13 protein-coding genes and 1 pseudogene are annotated in these 14416 nt (G+C 38.7%); 3 read left to right on the forward strand and 11 right to left on the reverse strand.

The window, feature by feature from the left end; translation table 11 throughout:
- Nucleotides 1-128 precede the first annotated feature (128 nt).
- Both FTU13_RS04740 and FTU13_RS04745 read right to left on the reverse strand, forming a co-directional pair.
- Nucleotides 129-278: pseudogene (locus FTU13_RS04740) on the reverse strand (ATP-binding cassette domain-containing protein); the annotation flags it as partial.
- Nucleotides 279-352: 74 nt separating this feature from the next.
- Nucleotides 353-1225: a MetQ/NlpA family ABC transporter substrate-binding protein gene (locus tag FTU13_RS04745; RefSeq protein WP_111883768.1), complete on the reverse strand. Its 873-nt coding sequence runs from the start codon at nucleotides 1223-1225 to the stop codon at nucleotides 353-355.
- Nucleotides 1226-2077: 852 nt separating this feature from the next.
- Here FTU13_RS04745 and FTU13_RS17610 point away from each other — a divergent pair.
- Entirely contained in the window at nucleotides 2078-2203 is a 126-nt protein-coding gene (locus FTU13_RS17610) for a pyrimidine/purine nucleoside phosphorylase (protein ID WP_373423884.1), read from the forward strand.
- A gap of 246 nt (nucleotides 2204-2449) precedes the next feature.
- Here the strand turns inward: FTU13_RS17610 and FTU13_RS04755 are convergent, their stop codons facing one another.
- Nucleotides 2450-3004, reverse strand: a complete 555-nt coding sequence (locus FTU13_RS04755) for a GNAT family N-acetyltransferase (RefSeq protein WP_180127984.1) — start codon at nucleotides 3002-3004, stop codon at nucleotides 2450-2452.
- A 262-nt stretch (nucleotides 3005-3266) separates the two neighbouring features.
- Between FTU13_RS04755 and FTU13_RS04760 the strand changes: the two genes are divergently transcribed.
- The gene (locus tag FTU13_RS04760; protein ID WP_180127930.1) at nucleotides 3267-3980 is read left to right on the forward strand and encodes a hypothetical protein; all 714 of its coding nucleotides are present in this window, start codon (nucleotides 3267-3269) and stop codon (nucleotides 3978-3980) included.
- A gap of 232 nt (nucleotides 3981-4212) precedes the next feature.
- Here the strand turns inward: FTU13_RS04760 and purD are convergent, their stop codons facing one another.
- The 8 genes from purD to FTU13_RS04800 all read right to left on the reverse strand — a co-directional run bounded on the left by purD (nucleotide 4213) and on the right by FTU13_RS04800 (nucleotide 12231).
- Nucleotides 4213-5496: a phosphoribosylamine--glycine ligase gene (purD, locus tag FTU13_RS04765; protein WP_180127932.1), complete on the reverse strand. Its 1284-nt coding sequence runs from the start codon at nucleotides 5494-5496 to the stop codon at nucleotides 4213-4215.
- A gap of 132 nt (nucleotides 5497-5628) precedes the next feature.
- Nucleotides 5629-7203: a bifunctional phosphoribosylaminoimidazolecarboxamide formyltransferase/IMP cyclohydrolase gene (gene purH, locus FTU13_RS04770; protein ID WP_180127934.1), complete on the reverse strand. Its 1575-nt coding sequence runs from the start codon at nucleotides 7201-7203 to the stop codon at nucleotides 5629-5631.
- 95 nt (nucleotides 7204-7298) lie between these two features.
- Entirely contained in the window at nucleotides 7299-7568 is a 270-nt protein-coding gene (fis, locus tag FTU13_RS04775) for a DNA-binding transcriptional regulator Fis (protein ID WP_001086304.1), read from the reverse strand.
- A 392-nt stretch (nucleotides 7569-7960) separates the two neighbouring features.
- Entirely contained in the window at nucleotides 7961-8845 is an 885-nt protein-coding gene (locus FTU13_RS04780; protein ID WP_180127936.1) for a DUF3426 domain-containing protein, read from the reverse strand.
- Nucleotides 8846-8863: 18 nt separating this feature from the next.
- Entirely contained in the window at nucleotides 8864-9766 is a 903-nt protein-coding gene (gene prmA, locus FTU13_RS04785; RefSeq protein WP_078188734.1) for a 50S ribosomal protein L11 methyltransferase, read from the reverse strand.
- Between the two features lie 126 nt (nucleotides 9767-9892).
- Nucleotides 9893-10780: a bile acid:sodium symporter family protein gene (locus tag FTU13_RS04790; RefSeq protein ID WP_180034778.1), complete on the reverse strand. Its 888-nt coding sequence runs from the start codon at nucleotides 10778-10780 to the stop codon at nucleotides 9893-9895.
- A gap of 74 nt (nucleotides 10781-10854) precedes the next feature.
- Nucleotides 10855-11733, reverse strand: coding sequence for a bile acid:sodium symporter family protein (locus tag FTU13_RS04795; protein ID WP_180094476.1), 879 nt, complete (start codon nucleotides 11731-11733; stop codon nucleotides 10855-10857).
- A 147-nt stretch (nucleotides 11734-11880) separates the two neighbouring features.
- Nucleotides 11881-12231, reverse strand: coding sequence for a hypothetical protein (locus FTU13_RS04800; protein WP_078188731.1), 351 nt, complete (start codon nucleotides 12229-12231; stop codon nucleotides 11881-11883).
- 253 nt (nucleotides 12232-12484) lie between these two features.
- On the opposite strand from FTU13_RS04800, the gene mnmG reads away from it, so the two are divergent.
- Nucleotides 12485-14365, forward strand: a complete 1881-nt coding sequence (gene mnmG / locus FTU13_RS04805; protein WP_180027015.1) for a tRNA uridine-5-carboxymethylaminomethyl(34) synthesis enzyme MnmG — start codon at nucleotides 12485-12487, stop codon at nucleotides 14363-14365.
- Nucleotides 14366-14416: the final 51 nt, after the last annotated feature.

Below are 14416 nucleotides of genomic sequence, written 5' to 3' on the forward strand. Positions count from 1 at the left end.
TGTTCAAATGGCGATTCAGCGTTTAATTGGTTTTGGGAAAAAAGAAGAGTTTAAGGAAATTTTGGCAATTTTAAGAAAGCAGAATCCTGATAGGATAAGGGTTCTGTGAAATTTGTCGTGTACAGAGTTAAACGGATTAAGGTACTTTTGCCTGCACCACTGTAGCCAATTAGACCGAAAATACAGCCATCTGGAATGTCCAGATTAATCTGATCCAGTGCTGTAACGGTTTGGCCTTTTAGCTCAAAATGCTTGGAGATATTTTTAAATTGGATCATAGCGTCAAAAAAGGTTCAGAAATGAAAAAACAGGCAAAGTAAACTTTGCCTGTTTATTTGAAGAAATTATATTACTATTTTGCTTCAGTGAGGTAGCTAGTTGGTTTGTTTACATCAATTTTAGTACCACCAAAATGTTCATCGATGTAAGTTTTAACTGCTGGAGTGTGATAAAGCGCGCCTACTTTTTGTAGAACTGGGTCATTTTGACGGTCAGCAGCAACAGCAAGAATGTTCACGTTCATTTTTGTACTTTGGTCGATTGGCTCATAGTAAACTGCATCTTTCAGTACGTTTAAACCACCTTCCATCGCAAGGGTATTACCCAAAACAATCGCATCAACTTCGTCTTTAACACGAACCGCAGTCGCCATTTGAATTGGTTTGATTACGATTTTTTTCGCATTTTCAGTTATGTCAGCAGGTGTGCCTTTTACATCGTCAAAATCAGCTTTAAGTTTGATTAAGCCAGCAGATTGAAGTAGCAACAATGCACGTGATTCGTTTGCGCCATCATTTGGAATCGCAATTGTTGCACCAGTTTTGAACTCTTCAAGTTTTTTGACTTTGCTTGAATAGATACCCATTGGCTCTAAATAAGTAGTCGAAAGCGGTGCGATTTTATCTTTATTATTGTCATTAAACGCAACCATATAGGCATATGACTGGAATGCATTAACATCAATTTCTTTGTTCGCTACAGCAGTGTTCATAGACACATAGTCAGTAAAGTTTTTCACTTCAAGTTTAATGCCAGCTTCTTTGGTTTCAGGAAGCGTAGCAATATAGCGCCAAATATCAGCATCTGAACCAGTCGAAGCCATGGTAACAGTTTGCACTTCTGCAGTGTCTTTTTGTTGTGCGGCGTCAGTTGCAGGAGCTTCTTGTTTACCACAGCCTGAAAGGCCCACAGATAAACCGAGAACTAATCCTAGGAGCTTTTTCATATATTCACCCGAGTAAATTTATAAAATTAATAAATTCACAAATCATATTATGGAGAGATTTACTTAAGTCTTTTATCAGACAGGCTGATAGATGCTTAATAATTTAAAATGCTACACAGACTTATACAATTAGATCTGAGTCTATTTCCAAATGGGAAAAGATAGCCATTGCAAGCTGCTGTAAACAAAAGATTTAATAAAGCAAATCTCTATATTTCGCTAGGCATCATATCAATTTTTTATTATTCAATATAGTGATTTAAAAAGTTATGCTTAGCAGCAAAAATGTATATGGAATATGTTTAATTAAATAATTTAATAAGTAAAAACAATATATTATTTATAATTAAACTATTTAAGTACTTCATTTGTAGAAATTTAGGTCTATATAACAAATTTTAAAATGTATTGCTGAAAAAATGATAAAAATGAAATAAGTCCTGTCATACACAAAATTTGTAACATTCATATGTGAAAATAACGGAGAGCTTCAATCTAATCTGCATTGAAATCTTTATTGATATATTTGAAGTTCAACTCTGATTCATGGTTTTTCAAAATCTTAGATCTAAATCTGAGGAAGATTGAATCCGCTACAGCAGTTTAAGATGGGCTGATTAATAATTGATCATAATAAATTGCTATGTGCGGCACGCTATGTTAAATCAGTTTGATTTCGTCTCATTTGTAAAAAAGCCTACGGTTCATTATGGTGGTAGATCGGTGAGCCATGTTTAAAAAATGGAAGATGATAGCCAAAAAACTATCGCTGTATTTTTGATATCAGAACAACCTATGACGTTTGAGGTGCATGTGAAAGAACGTGTTGAAATCACATCGGGGTAGTGTGTTGTGCAAATTGGGGAGCAGGTCGAGTTTGTTCAATATACTTCTGGCGAAAGCTTTATTGTTCCACAAGATTCTATTTTTAAAGTGCAATGTACTGATGTCGTTGATTATGTATGCCATTTTGATTAAGCATGCTTAAACAGTTTGGAGTTGCTTTAGCATTGTGACTTATGATTTTTACTTCCAAAGCCATAGTAATTGATATGTTTAGAGTTTAAACCCCGCATTTAGCGGGGTTTTTTATATGATTTAATGAATGAATTAGCTTTCTTATACGAAATCCTGTAGTTACTAAAATTAAAGAATTTAACATCACCTATAACCACTGTTTGGCAGAGTTAATGTGCTTTGGTTTTGCTGTGAATAATTATTGAATTAGCAAAATGGAATGTGCAAATAATCACTGCGCTGAATTTCATAGAGTACATGACGGTTTAATGGATGATCCGCTGGTACATGCAGATGATTAAATTCACGGACTTTTTGCATACCAATGCGTTGCATGACATGTTCTGATGATGTGTTTAAGCTTGCTGTAAAGGAAATAACTTTATCTAATCTTAAGTTTCTAAAAGCATGCTTGAGTACAGCTTTTGCACCTTCGGTGGCATAGCCTTGATGCCAATATTTTGGCAGTAGTCGCCAACCAAGTTCAGGGGCATCAGCTATTTCGAACTCGGGTGGATGTACGTGTAAGCCGATAAAGCCAATAAATTCGCCAGTGGCTTTAAGCTCGACGGCATATAAACCCCAACCACGTGTTTCTATTACATCGCGTAGGCGTTGCATAAATGCAATGGCTTCGGACGCATCAAGTTTGTTAGGGAAATAGCGCATGACGTCGTCATCTGCACACATTTGGATAAATGGGGGAGTGTCGGAGTCTTTCCATTGGCGGAGGATGAGGCGAGGGGTTTGGATAGGAATCATCAGCAACTGAATTATCATTAATAAGCTTAAGTCCTTGACATTATAGTATATAAAGAGAAAAATAAATTTTATTTAAAAATAATCAAAAATGAGCTCATTTAACCTTTTTAAAATGTTTATAGTTTTAATTTCTGTAGGTTTGATTTCTTGCTCAAATACAGAAAATCTCGAACCAGATTTTCAATTTTTATTGGCTAATGAGCCTAACTAGGTTGAAGTAAAAAACGAGTCAGCCTATTCCGATCTAATGATCACAGAATATATGGATATCAGTACTATAAGTAGATGGACCTATAAAGAACCATTAATTATTAGAACAAAAACATCCTATAGAACGATAGGAGGAATAAGTACTGAGGATAGGGATGAAATAATCTATTCGTTAGTTGAATGTTTTAATTCTCGTTCGGCAACTGTAAGTAATGAGGTTGTACTAATGATTCCTAATTCGGAGCCAATTATTCATTCGAATCGTTATTTGATACCTGACTATAGTTTTGATCTATCTGATGAAATTTGGCAGCAAATTCCAAAAGATACCTCCATATCAACTTATTGCTCTAAATTAAAAAAAACTAAAAAACTCGATGACTTTGTAAATAAAACTCAAGAAAAATTGGGTTGGATACCTATACGAATTGAAAACTCACCAAGATATCATTACTTAAATATTAATGATTTAGATAAGATTTCTAATTTTGTGCCTTTTAGATTGGAGGTAAAGGTTTATAAAGTAGAAGAATACTTAGACAAAACATCTACATCAACGACTTATAGTGTGATATTTGATTGTAAGAATCATCGCATGGCTATTTGGAATAAAACGCTTAATATGAATGATTTTGAATATAAACCTAGCCCTAATCCAATAGTGCTGGAAAAATATAATTACTTTAAGGATTTAAGTGAGATTGATGACTGGCAGCTTATAGATACCGATAGTTTTGTATATAAGGAAAAAATATGCCAAAAATAATGGAGAGACCTTTAAAACCATATGTAGAAATAGTTCCATTGATTAAGTAAGGCAGATATTTTTGAATAAATATTTATGTTTATCTCAAAAAAGCATAAGCAATACTTAGTGTTAGATAAGTAACGAATAAAGTAGTTTATAATATTTAATTTTTTTATTTAGGATTACCAAATACATATAGTTCTAAAAAAACCCCGAACGAATCAGGGTTTTTATTTAATTCGATGAATGATTAAGCATTTTCACGTGCAATCGCACGGTAACCAATATCTTTACGGTATTGAACACCATCAAAAGTCACTTTTTGGCAAAGCTCGAGCGCTTTTACTTGCGCTTCACCAATCGTATCACCTAGTGCAGTCACGCAAAGAACACGACCACCAGCAGTCACAATATCACCATTCTCAAGTGCTTTAGTACCAGCATGGAACACTTTCGCATCCGCCATTTCAGTGTCTAAACCAGAAATCACATCGCCATTGCTAGACGTTTCAGGGTAGCCCTTAGATGCAAGTACAATACCTACAGTCTTACGCTCATCCCATTCAGCTTCTTTTGGTAAGTTACCTGCAATGCCAGCTTCAACCAAATCAACTAAAGATGATTTTAAACGCATCATGATTGGCTGAGTTTCAGGGTCACCAAAACGACAGTTGAACTCGATCACTTTAGGTTGACCTTGTTCGTCAATCATTAAGCCTGCGTATAAGAAACCTGTATAAACATGACCGTCTTTTTTCATACCTTCAACGGTAGGACGCATCACTTCATTCATGGTTTTTTCAAATACGTCAGCAGTCACAACAGGCGCAGGAGAGTAAGCACCCATACCGCCAGTGTTTGGACCTTGGTCGCCTTCAAATATGCGTTTGTGATCCTGTGAAGTTGCCATCGGTAATATGTTGTCGCCATCAATCATACAAATGAAAGACGCTTCTTCACCAGCAAGGAATTCTTCGATTACTACACGTGAGCCTGCATCACCAAATTTGTTGCCTGCAAGCATGTCATCAATTGCATCGAATGCTTCTTGATTGGTCATGGCAACGATCACGCCTTTACCAGCAGCAAGACCATCAGCTTTGATCACGATCGGCGCACCATTTTTTTCAACAAATGCTTTCGCTGCATCTACTTCTGTAAATACATCATAGAAAGCAGTTGGAATGTTGTGGCGTTTTAAGAAGTGCTTAGCAAATGCTTTAGAGCCTTCAAGCTGCGCTGCAAATTGAGTCGGACCCCAAATTTTAACACCAGCTTCGCGGCAAGCATCGACTACACCATTGACTAGTGGTGCTTCTGGACCAACCACGATTAAATCAACTGCATTGCTTTTTGCAAAGTCGATAATCGCAGCATTGTCTAAAATATTTAGTGCAACATTTTCGCATTTATTTTCAGTTGCAGAACCCGCATTGCCCGGTGCTACAAATACTTTTGCAACTTTATCATCTTGTGCGATTTTCCATGCTAATGCATGTTCACGACCGCCATTACCCAAAACTAAAATATTCATCGGTTCATACTCCATGAATCGAAAATGACATAAAGTCCTCAACCCGAAAGCAGGAGAGGACTTTATGCAAGATTATAAATCTAGTGTATTAAGCAAAAAACTGTGCTTAATTGTCATGATCACGTTGCCAACTTAGTGACGGAAATGACGCATGCCAGTGAAGACCATTGCAATACCCGCTTCATCAGCAGCAGCAATTGTTTCTTCATCACGCATAGAACCACCCGGTTGGATAATGCATTTGATACCCGCTTTCGCAGCGTTATCAATGCCATCACGGAATGGGAAGAATGCGTCAGATGCCATTACCGCACCTTCAACCACTAAACCAGCATGTTCAGCTTTAATTGCAGCAATACGAGCAGAGTTAACGCGGCTCATTTGACCTGCGCCAACACCAATGGTTTGACGACCTTTTGCATAAACAATAGCGTTAGACTTAACGTATTTCGCAACTTTCCAAGCAAAGATCATGTCATCAATTTCTGCTTCAGTTGGTGCACGTTTAGTCACAACTTTAAGGTCATCTTTAGTGATCATGCCTAAGTCTTGGTCTTGAACCAACAAACCGCCATTCACACGTTTGTAATCTAACTGAGCTTTACGTTCAGTAATTGCAGGAAGCTCGCCGCATACGAGTACACGTACGTTTTTCTTCGCGCCAGTCACTTCAAGCACGCCTTCAGCAACGCTTGGAGCAATGATCACTTCAACAAATTGACGGTCAACAATGGCTTGCGCAGTTGCAACATCTAATTCGCGGTTAAATGCAATGATGCCGCCGAATGCAGATTCAGGGTCAGTTGCATAAGCAAGGTCATAAGCCGCTTGAATGCCGTCTAAAGATACTGCTACACCACATGGGTTTGCGTGTTTTACGATGACACATGCAGGCTTAGCAAATGATTTTACACATTCAAGTGCTGCGTCAGTGTCTGCGATGTTGTTATAAGATAATTCTTTACCTTGAAGTTGTTTCGCAGTAGAAACAGATGCTTCAGTTGCTGTGTCTTCTACATAGAAAGCAGCAGATTGATGCGGGTTTTCACCGTAACGTAAGTCTTGAACTTTGTTCAATTGAGTATTGAAAGTACGCGCAAATTTATCTGCTTGACCTTCTTCCTTACCTACGCGAGCGCCTAAGTAAGATGCAATCATGCCGTCATACTGTGCACTATGTTCAAATGCTTTAACTGCAAGGTCAAAACGGGTTGCATGTGATAATGCGCCTTCAGCTTTTAACTCTTCAACAACAGTTGCATAGTCAGATGCATTTACTACGATACCTACAGATGCATGGTTTTTCGCAGCAGCACGAACCATAGTCGGACCACCGATGTCGATGTTTTCAATCGCATCATCAAGTGAGCAGTTCGGTTTAGCAACTGTTGCAGCAAACGGATAAAGGTTAACAACTACAAGATCGATTGCATCGATGTTGTGTTCAGCCATCACAGCTTCGTCTAGACCGCGACGAGCTAAGATACCACCATGAATTTTCGGATGTAGCGTTTTTACACGGCCGTCCATCATCTCTGGGAAACCTGTGTGCTCTGAAACTTCAACTACGGCAACATTATTGTCTTTCAACAATTTGTATGTTCCGCCAGTAGATAAAATTTCTACCCCTAGAGCAGCAAGTTCTTGTGCAAATTCAACAATTCCAGTCTTGTCAGACACAGAGATTAAAGCGCGTTTAATAGTCATGATCTTCGTCACAGTTTTCAAGGAACAGATTAAAACAAAATTAGCAAAATGCAGGTTAAAAAAAATGCCTGCGGAAGCCGCAAGCATTTTATCATTTATTCACTCATTAAACCGTGAGCTTTCAACTTTTTACGTAAAGTACCACGGTTTAAGCCGAGAATCTCAGCAGCGCGGGTTTGATTACCACGTGTATATTCAAGAACTACAGATAGAAGAGGCTTCTCCATTTCCGCCAGCACCATATCGTATACCTGAGATGGTTGCTCGCCTTGCAATTGTGCAAAGTAATGGCGAACTGCGCGATCTACGTGAATACGAAGAGCGACATCAGATTGTGCAGTAAAAATAGGAGATTTGCTATTCATGCGAATTAATCCGAAAAATCAAATATCACTTGGGTAAAGTGATTTGTTAAAAGTGGTCTATAAACTTGAATGAACTCCGTTTTAGTTCCTAATGCGGAGTTCTAAAACTTGTACATTACTTGTAGCTTGACACAACTCGCAAAATTGTTCGAAAAATAAGCGTAACAATAGATTAATAATTGTTACAGCCTAAAAAACAAACAAAAAATCTACTCAATACGCAATAAATATTAAAGCGCACGGTTGGGATTGTATTTGTTGTGAAAAATTAGCGAGGAGTTTGCAGCACAAAGCTTTCGTGGCGCGTATCATACCATTGTCTAGGAAAAAGTGAGCAAGAAAACTGCATTTTTTTTATGTTTTTTTTACTTTTTTAATAGTTTTTTCCAATATTAGGGGCGAATCAACTCAATTGAAGAATTATCGAAGCTCTTGCGTGCAATTGGTAGACTAAATTGGAATTTAAAAGGACTACTTTTTGGGATCCGTTGGATGCCATGCAGACTTTTGTCCAAATACTCTTCAGGTAAAAGCGTATAGTTTGCTATTTCAGTACCATTTTCTTTTAGTGAAATTTTCATATTGGGTAAGGCAAGGCTACGGTCATGAAAATTGATCATTTCACCTGTAAAACGTGTTTCATTATTTCCAATGCTACGAATTTTGACTTTTTTGGTACTAATTAAACTGTAATGTTCCTCTAGACGTGAACAATTGAATACATCACAGACCGCAGTAAATGCAGCACCCATCACTGGACTATTTTTTAAATATTGAGGATTGAACCAGAAAAACTGGAATATAAGTGCACCAAATAAGAAAGCATTAATACAGAACCACATAAAATAGTTCAGTGGGGTACGTTTTTTATCTTTTTCAGCCTGTTCTGCCCAATTTACAGCAGGAAGGTTGCCGATCGGTTCGGTGCTGAAATAATTTAAGTTATTTAAATAAGTTTTTAGATCGATATTAGAGTTTTCGACTTTTTGATCAAATAGTTTTAATAAATGGTGGGTTGGTGTTTCTTCAACAGTCACTGGTGTAAGCGTATTATTAAATTCGCTGACATTAATAATAGTATTGGAGTTTTTTTGCGGTGCATTTTCTTGCTCAGGGGTAGAAAAAGACAACGCTTTATCTACCACCAAATGAGACAGTGCATTAAAAGATGTAGAGCACTTTGGGCAACAAACCATGCCCTGAGCGACAGTAAGCTGCGGAACAGTTACTTTATATGTTGTAAAACAAGTTGGGCAGTTAGTTAATTTGTCGCTCATAAGTACACATTTTAAATTTTAATACTGTTGGCGTTTACCCGAAATTCGGCACCATGTTTCGTCACGTTTTTCTACGTCTAATATATCAAAAAATTCAGAATAAACACTAGAAACATCAGAAACTTGCTCTTCAATTACACCTGCAAGTGCGAACTCTCCCTCAGATTTAATTAAAGTTGAGAATTCTGCAGCCAAGGCCATTAGAGGGCCTGCAAGAATATTGGCAACAAACACATCGGCTTTTTGTCCAGCGAGCTCTTGGTTGAACTCTTCAGGTAGGCCTACATACAGATTTTCGAGTACACCATTCAATTCGGCATTTTGTTGTGTTGCTAAAACCGCTTGTGGGTCAATATCAGTGGCATAAACTTTTTTTGCACCCAAAAGTAAAGCGGCAACACCTAAAATACCAGAACCACAACCGTAGTCGATTACGATTTTATCTTTAAGGTCAACTTTACCTAACCATTGTAGGCATAAGAATGTTGATGCATGGTTACCAGTACCAAATGCCAGACCTGGGTCTAGTTTGATGTTTACGGCGTCTGCTTCTGGCGCTTCCATCCATTCTGGTACGATCCAGTATTTTTCACCAATTTGAATAGGCTCATAAGCATCCATCCATGTGCGTTCCCATTCTTGGTCTTCAATGAATTCGCTACGCATTGGTGCTTCAGGAAGTTGAGCTTTAATAAATGTTTCTAATGCAGCAACATCAATTTCTTCATCATCTTCTTGTGCATAGATACCAGTAACGATCACTTTATTCCAAAGTGGTGTTTCACCTGGAAGTGGTTCAAGTAAATCCTGATTTTCTGCATCATCTAGCGTGACACTGACTGCACCTAAAGAACTGAGCAGCGTTTCAGTGTAATCAACTTGAGCTTTTTCAACAGTAATATGAATTTGTAACCACTTCACGGACATAACCTAAATGAGTTTTATAAAAAGCTATTGTAACGGAACTCGGCAACTTGCAGCTAGCGATTATCAAAATTGACAAAAAATAAAAGGATGCAAGTGGCATCCTTTTAAGTTTTTAGCGCCTTAACTTTTAATTGTTTCTGTTGTAGTTGTCGAGAGCGGTGCAAAACGTGTAATCAGGAAGCCAAATACAGCGGCAAAGATGTACATAAAGATTGAATAAACCGCCGCAGGCATTGCGACGGCTGAGCTTGCCATCACTGTTAAGGCGATGGTCATGGCTAGCGTGCTGTTATGAATACCGATTTCAAATGCACATGCACGTGCCTGAGCACTATTGATGCCAAATAGTCTCGGAACAAAATAACCGATACATAAGCTAAAGATGCAGAATAGAACCGTTGCTAAGCCAACTTGGGTTAGATAAGCCGCAATATTATGTCGTTCAGAGTAAATAGCACCGATAATAATTAAGATGAGAAAGACCACAGCAAAGATACGGAGTGGTTTATGCAGTTTCTCAGTTAGTTTAGGTGCATAGTGACGAAGTAACATACCTATACAGACGGGGATGATAATGATGCCGAAAACTTGGAGGATTTTTCCAAATTGCAGACTGATTTGTTGGCCTTCTTGCATGAAGTGCATGATCGAAAAATTCACGATCAATGGAAGGGTTAATGCTGCAATGACAGAGTTGATGGCGGTCAGGGTAATATTTAAAGCCAAGTCACCTTTAAATAGATAGCTAAATAAGTTCGCTGTACTACCACCAGGTGAGGCTGCGAGTAGCATCAAGCCGACAGCAAGCAGTGGTGGTAATGCTAACAGTTTACATAGTAGAAAGGCGATACCGACAAGCAACACGAGTTGGCAAAATAATGCGATCAACACGGCTTTAGGATGTTTGGTGACACGTGCGAAATCTTTGGGGGTAAGTTCTAGCCCAAGCCCGATCATAATAAAGGCCAGTGCTAATGGCAAAAGAACCGTAATAATTCCAGAATCCATCGTATTTATTCTCCTTGAGCATATTTAATGGTTTTTCACCAAAGTCCTTATGGTGATTACGTTTGAAAAATAGTTTAGGTTTTCACTTGTTGAATTAGGTGGCTGCCACGGCGTGTCAAAATAAAACCAAATAAGGTTGCCAATAAATACATAAAAATAGAATAAACACCGGCAGGTATTGCGACTGTGGTGTTTTCAAGCACACTCAGTGCGATGGTTAGCGCGATACTGGTGTTATGAATACCAATCTCAAAGGTACACGCACGAGCCTGCTTTTCAGGCACATCCGAGAGGAATGGAATTAAGTAACCCAAAAATAGTCCACTGAAACAGAGTAAACAGGTTGCAATGCCGACGCTGGCAAAATACGTAATAATGTTGGATTGTTCACGCAAAACTGCGAGTGTAAAGATAAGAATTAATAAGAAAATAGATAACATTCGCATCGGTTTGTTGATGTGATATGCAATGGTCGGAAAGGAGTTGCGAATAAACATACCGAAACATACCGGTATCAAAATAATCAGAAATACATGTGTGATCTTATCAATAGGCATGCCAATACTGGTACTTTCACCAACAAAATGCAAAATGGATAGGTTGACAATAAACGGCAGTGTAAAGCACGAAACAACTGAGTTAATGGCCGTTAAGCTAATGTTTAATGCAACGTCACCTTTATATAGGTAGCTGAATAGGTTTGCTGTGGGGCCGCCGGGTGAAGCCGCAAGCAACATGAGCCCGACCGCGAGTAAAGGGGGTAACTCAAGCAACTTACACAGGAAAAACGCAATGCTGGTCAGTAGAATAAGCTGAGTAAATAAAGCGATGAAAATAACTTTTGGATAGCGTCCAACGCGTAAAAAGTCTTTGACTGAAAGTTCAAGTCCCAAACCCATCATCATAATGGCTAAAGCAATGGGTAGAAAAAATGCAAATAATCCCGAATCCATGGAATTTCCTGATATTTTTATCCTTATAGTGTTTTTGAGTTTATCTCAGTTTAATAAATAAGCAATAAATAAAAGCGAGTAAAAACTGATGTTTTACCCGCTTTATTTTTGATCTGTTAATTGGTCGATATTTTCATCGACAACTGATTATTTAGGACGAGGAGGAGTAAACCCTAAAGCACATTTTCCTTTAATTTCTTGTCCATTAATCGTTGCAGTAGTGGCTTTTGCATCTGCACTACATGTGCTTAATAATTCGGCTTCTTCGCCATGAAGATTTGCATTTTTGGACGAGCTAAAAAATTGTGGTTCGCAAGTACCATTCCAGATAATACCGCGATAGGCAAATGATACTTGAGCGCCTTGGCTTTTACCTTTACAGACTTGTTGATATCGCTGTGCATCATACACTTTCTCAACTTTATCATTGGCTGAGGCAGCAAGTGGTGATAAACATAAACCACATAAAACCGTGGATAGCAAAATATTCTTATTCATGCTTATAGTCCTTATGATTCTCATGGGATCTATAACAGAATAAAAAATCATCAGAATAAAACAACAATCTTCGAGTAACATTTGCTTGAGAAATGTATATTTTTATGTGGAATATGCAAAGTATGTATGTTCATAAAGAAATATATAGGCACAAAACAGTAGCCAATAACAATAAAATCGAGTTAATCAGTCAACTTATCGATGAATTTTTGCTATAATCTTCCGTCATCCTTTTTTAATCTCCTTTACCACTATGCATTATCCTAAAGTTTACGATGTCATTGTTATCGGCGGCGGTCACGCGGGTACTGAGGCAGCTCTTGCTGCGGCACGTATGGGTCGACAGACTTTACTCTTAACTCATAATATTGAGACTTTAGGGCAGATGAGCTGTAACCCAGCCATTGGTGGTATTGGTAAATCACATTTAGTACGCGAAATTGATGCGCTTGGCGGTGCAATGGCATTGGCTGCTGACAAAGGTGGTATTCAATTCCGTATTTTAAACTCACGTAAAGGTGCAGCAGTGCGAGCGACTCGTGCCCAAGCTGACCGTGTACGTTTTAAAGCTGCGATTCGTCATACTTTAGAAAACCAGGCGAATTTGGATATTTTCCAACAAGCCGCTGATGACCTTATTGTTGAGGGCGACACTGTAAAAGGTGTGGTTACTCAGATGGGTATTCGTTTTGATGCGAAAACTGTTGTATTGACTACAGGGACATTCTTGGGTGGTGTGATCCACGTAGGTCTAAATAATGCTTCAGGTGGTCGTGCGGGCGATCCTCCTTCAATTTCATTGGCTGCGCGCCTTCGTGAATTGAACTTACCTGTAGGTCGTTTAAAAACTGGTACACCACCACGTATCGATGCACGATCAGTTGATTTCTCTGTGATGACGCCACAGCCGGGTGATTTCCCATCTCCGACTATGTCGTTCATGGGTGATGCGTCGATGCATCCTGAGCAAATCAATTGCTATATCACACATACCAATGAGAAAACTCACGATATCATTCGTGGTGGCTTAGACCGTTCACCAATGTATACCGGTGTGATTGAAGGTGTGGGTCCACGTTACTGCCCATCGATTGAAGATAAGATTCATAAATTTGCTGATAAAGATTCGCATCAAGTGTTCTTGGAACCTGAAGGTTTGGACACACATGAGCTTTATCCAAACGGTATTTCAACTTCTTTACCATTCGATGTTCAGTTTGAATTGGTTCGCTCGATTCGTGGTATGGAAAATGCGCACATTTTGCGTCCAGGTTATGCGATTGAGTATGACTATTTCAACCCACAATCATTGAAATTCTCTTTAGAAACCAAATCGATTAATAATCTGTATTTTGCAGGTCAAATTAATGGTACAACAGGTTATGAAGAAGCGGGTGCGCAAGGTTTGCTTGCAGGCTTAAACGCAGCACGTCGTGCATGGGATCAAGAGCAATGGACACCAAAACGTGATGAAGCGTACATGGGCGTGTTGGTTGATGACTTGATTACTCTCGGTACTAAAGAACCGTACCGTATGTTCACGTCACGTGCGGAATACCGTTTGATGCTTCGTGAAGACAATGCGGATCAGCGTTTAACAGCAATTGGCCGTGAAATGGGTCTGGTGGATGATGCGCGTTGGGATTCGTTCTGCCAAAAAATGGAAGCTGTTGAAACTGAAAAAGGTCGTTTACAACACCTTTGGGCAGCGCCAAACAATCCACTAGGCAAAAAATTTGTTGAAATGACAGGTGATGATCTGTCTAAAGAAACCAATGCGATTGATTTGCTCAAACGTCCAAATATCAACTTTGCGCAAATTGCAGAATTGACGGGTTCTGAAGTTTCAGCATTTGTGGGTGAGCAAATTGAAATTGCTGTGAAATATGCAGGTTATATTAACCGTCAGCAAGAAGACGTTGCGCAAATGAAGCGTTTGGAAGATACGCGTATTCCAGCTGATTTTGATTATGATGTCGTTTCTGGTCTTTCACGTGAAATCACCATGAAGCTGAAAAATGTATTGCCTGAAACATTGGCACAAGCAAGTCGTATTCCGGGTGTTACACCTGCGGCTGTTCAATTGGTGATGATTACCATCCGTAAGAATAACCAAGCGAAAAAATCTGCATAAGATTTTGAGTTAAATAAAAAACCCGCTCAGTTGCGGGTTTTTTATTGCCAA

The organism is Acinetobacter sp. YH12064 (assembly GCF_013419735.1).
Taxonomy (GTDB): Bacteria; Pseudomonadota; Gammaproteobacteria; order Pseudomonadales; family Moraxellaceae; genus Acinetobacter; species Acinetobacter amyesii.

What these genes read in the sequence shown, in the direction of transcription:
- FTU13_RS04745 (WP_111883768.1), bottom strand. Translation starts at nt 1,225, where the DNA reads ATGAAAAAGCTCCTAGGATTAGTTCTCGGTTTATCTGTGGGCCTTTCA.
- FTU13_RS04755 (WP_180127984.1), bottom strand. Translation starts at nt 3,004, where the DNA reads ATGATTCCTATCCAAACCCCTCGCCTCATCCTCCGCCAATGGAAAGAC.
- FTU13_RS04760 (WP_180127930.1), top strand. Translation starts at nt 3,267, where the DNA reads ATGGATATCAGTACTATAAGTAGATGGACCTATAAAGAACCATTAATT.
- purD (WP_180127932.1), bottom strand. Translation starts at nt 5,496, where the DNA reads ATGAATATTTTAGTTTTGGGTAATGGCGGTCGTGAACATGCATTAGCA.
- purH (WP_180127934.1), bottom strand. Translation starts at nt 7,203, where the DNA reads ATGACTATTAAACGCGCTTTAATCTCTGTGTCTGACAAGACTGGAATT.
- fis (WP_001086304.1), bottom strand. Translation starts at nt 7,568, where the DNA reads ATGAATAGCAAATCTCCTATTTTTACTGCACAATCTGATGTCGCTCTT.
- FTU13_RS04780 (WP_180127936.1), bottom strand. Translation starts at nt 8,845, where the DNA reads ATGAGCGACAAATTAACTAACTGCCCAACTTGTTTTACAACATATAAA.
- FTU13_RS04790 (WP_180034778.1), bottom strand. Translation starts at nt 10,780, where the DNA reads ATGGATTCTGGAATTATTACGGTTCTTTTGCCATTAGCACTGGCCTTT.
- FTU13_RS04795 (WP_180094476.1), bottom strand. Translation starts at nt 11,733, where the DNA reads ATGGATTCGGGATTATTTGCATTTTTTCTACCCATTGCTTTAGCCATT.
- FTU13_RS04800 (WP_078188731.1), bottom strand. Translation starts at nt 12,231, where the DNA reads ATGAATAAGAATATTTTGCTATCCACGGTTTTATGTGGTTTATGTTTA.
- mnmG (WP_180027015.1), top strand. Translation starts at nt 12,485, where the DNA reads ATGCATTATCCTAAAGTTTACGATGTCATTGTTATCGGCGGCGGTCAC.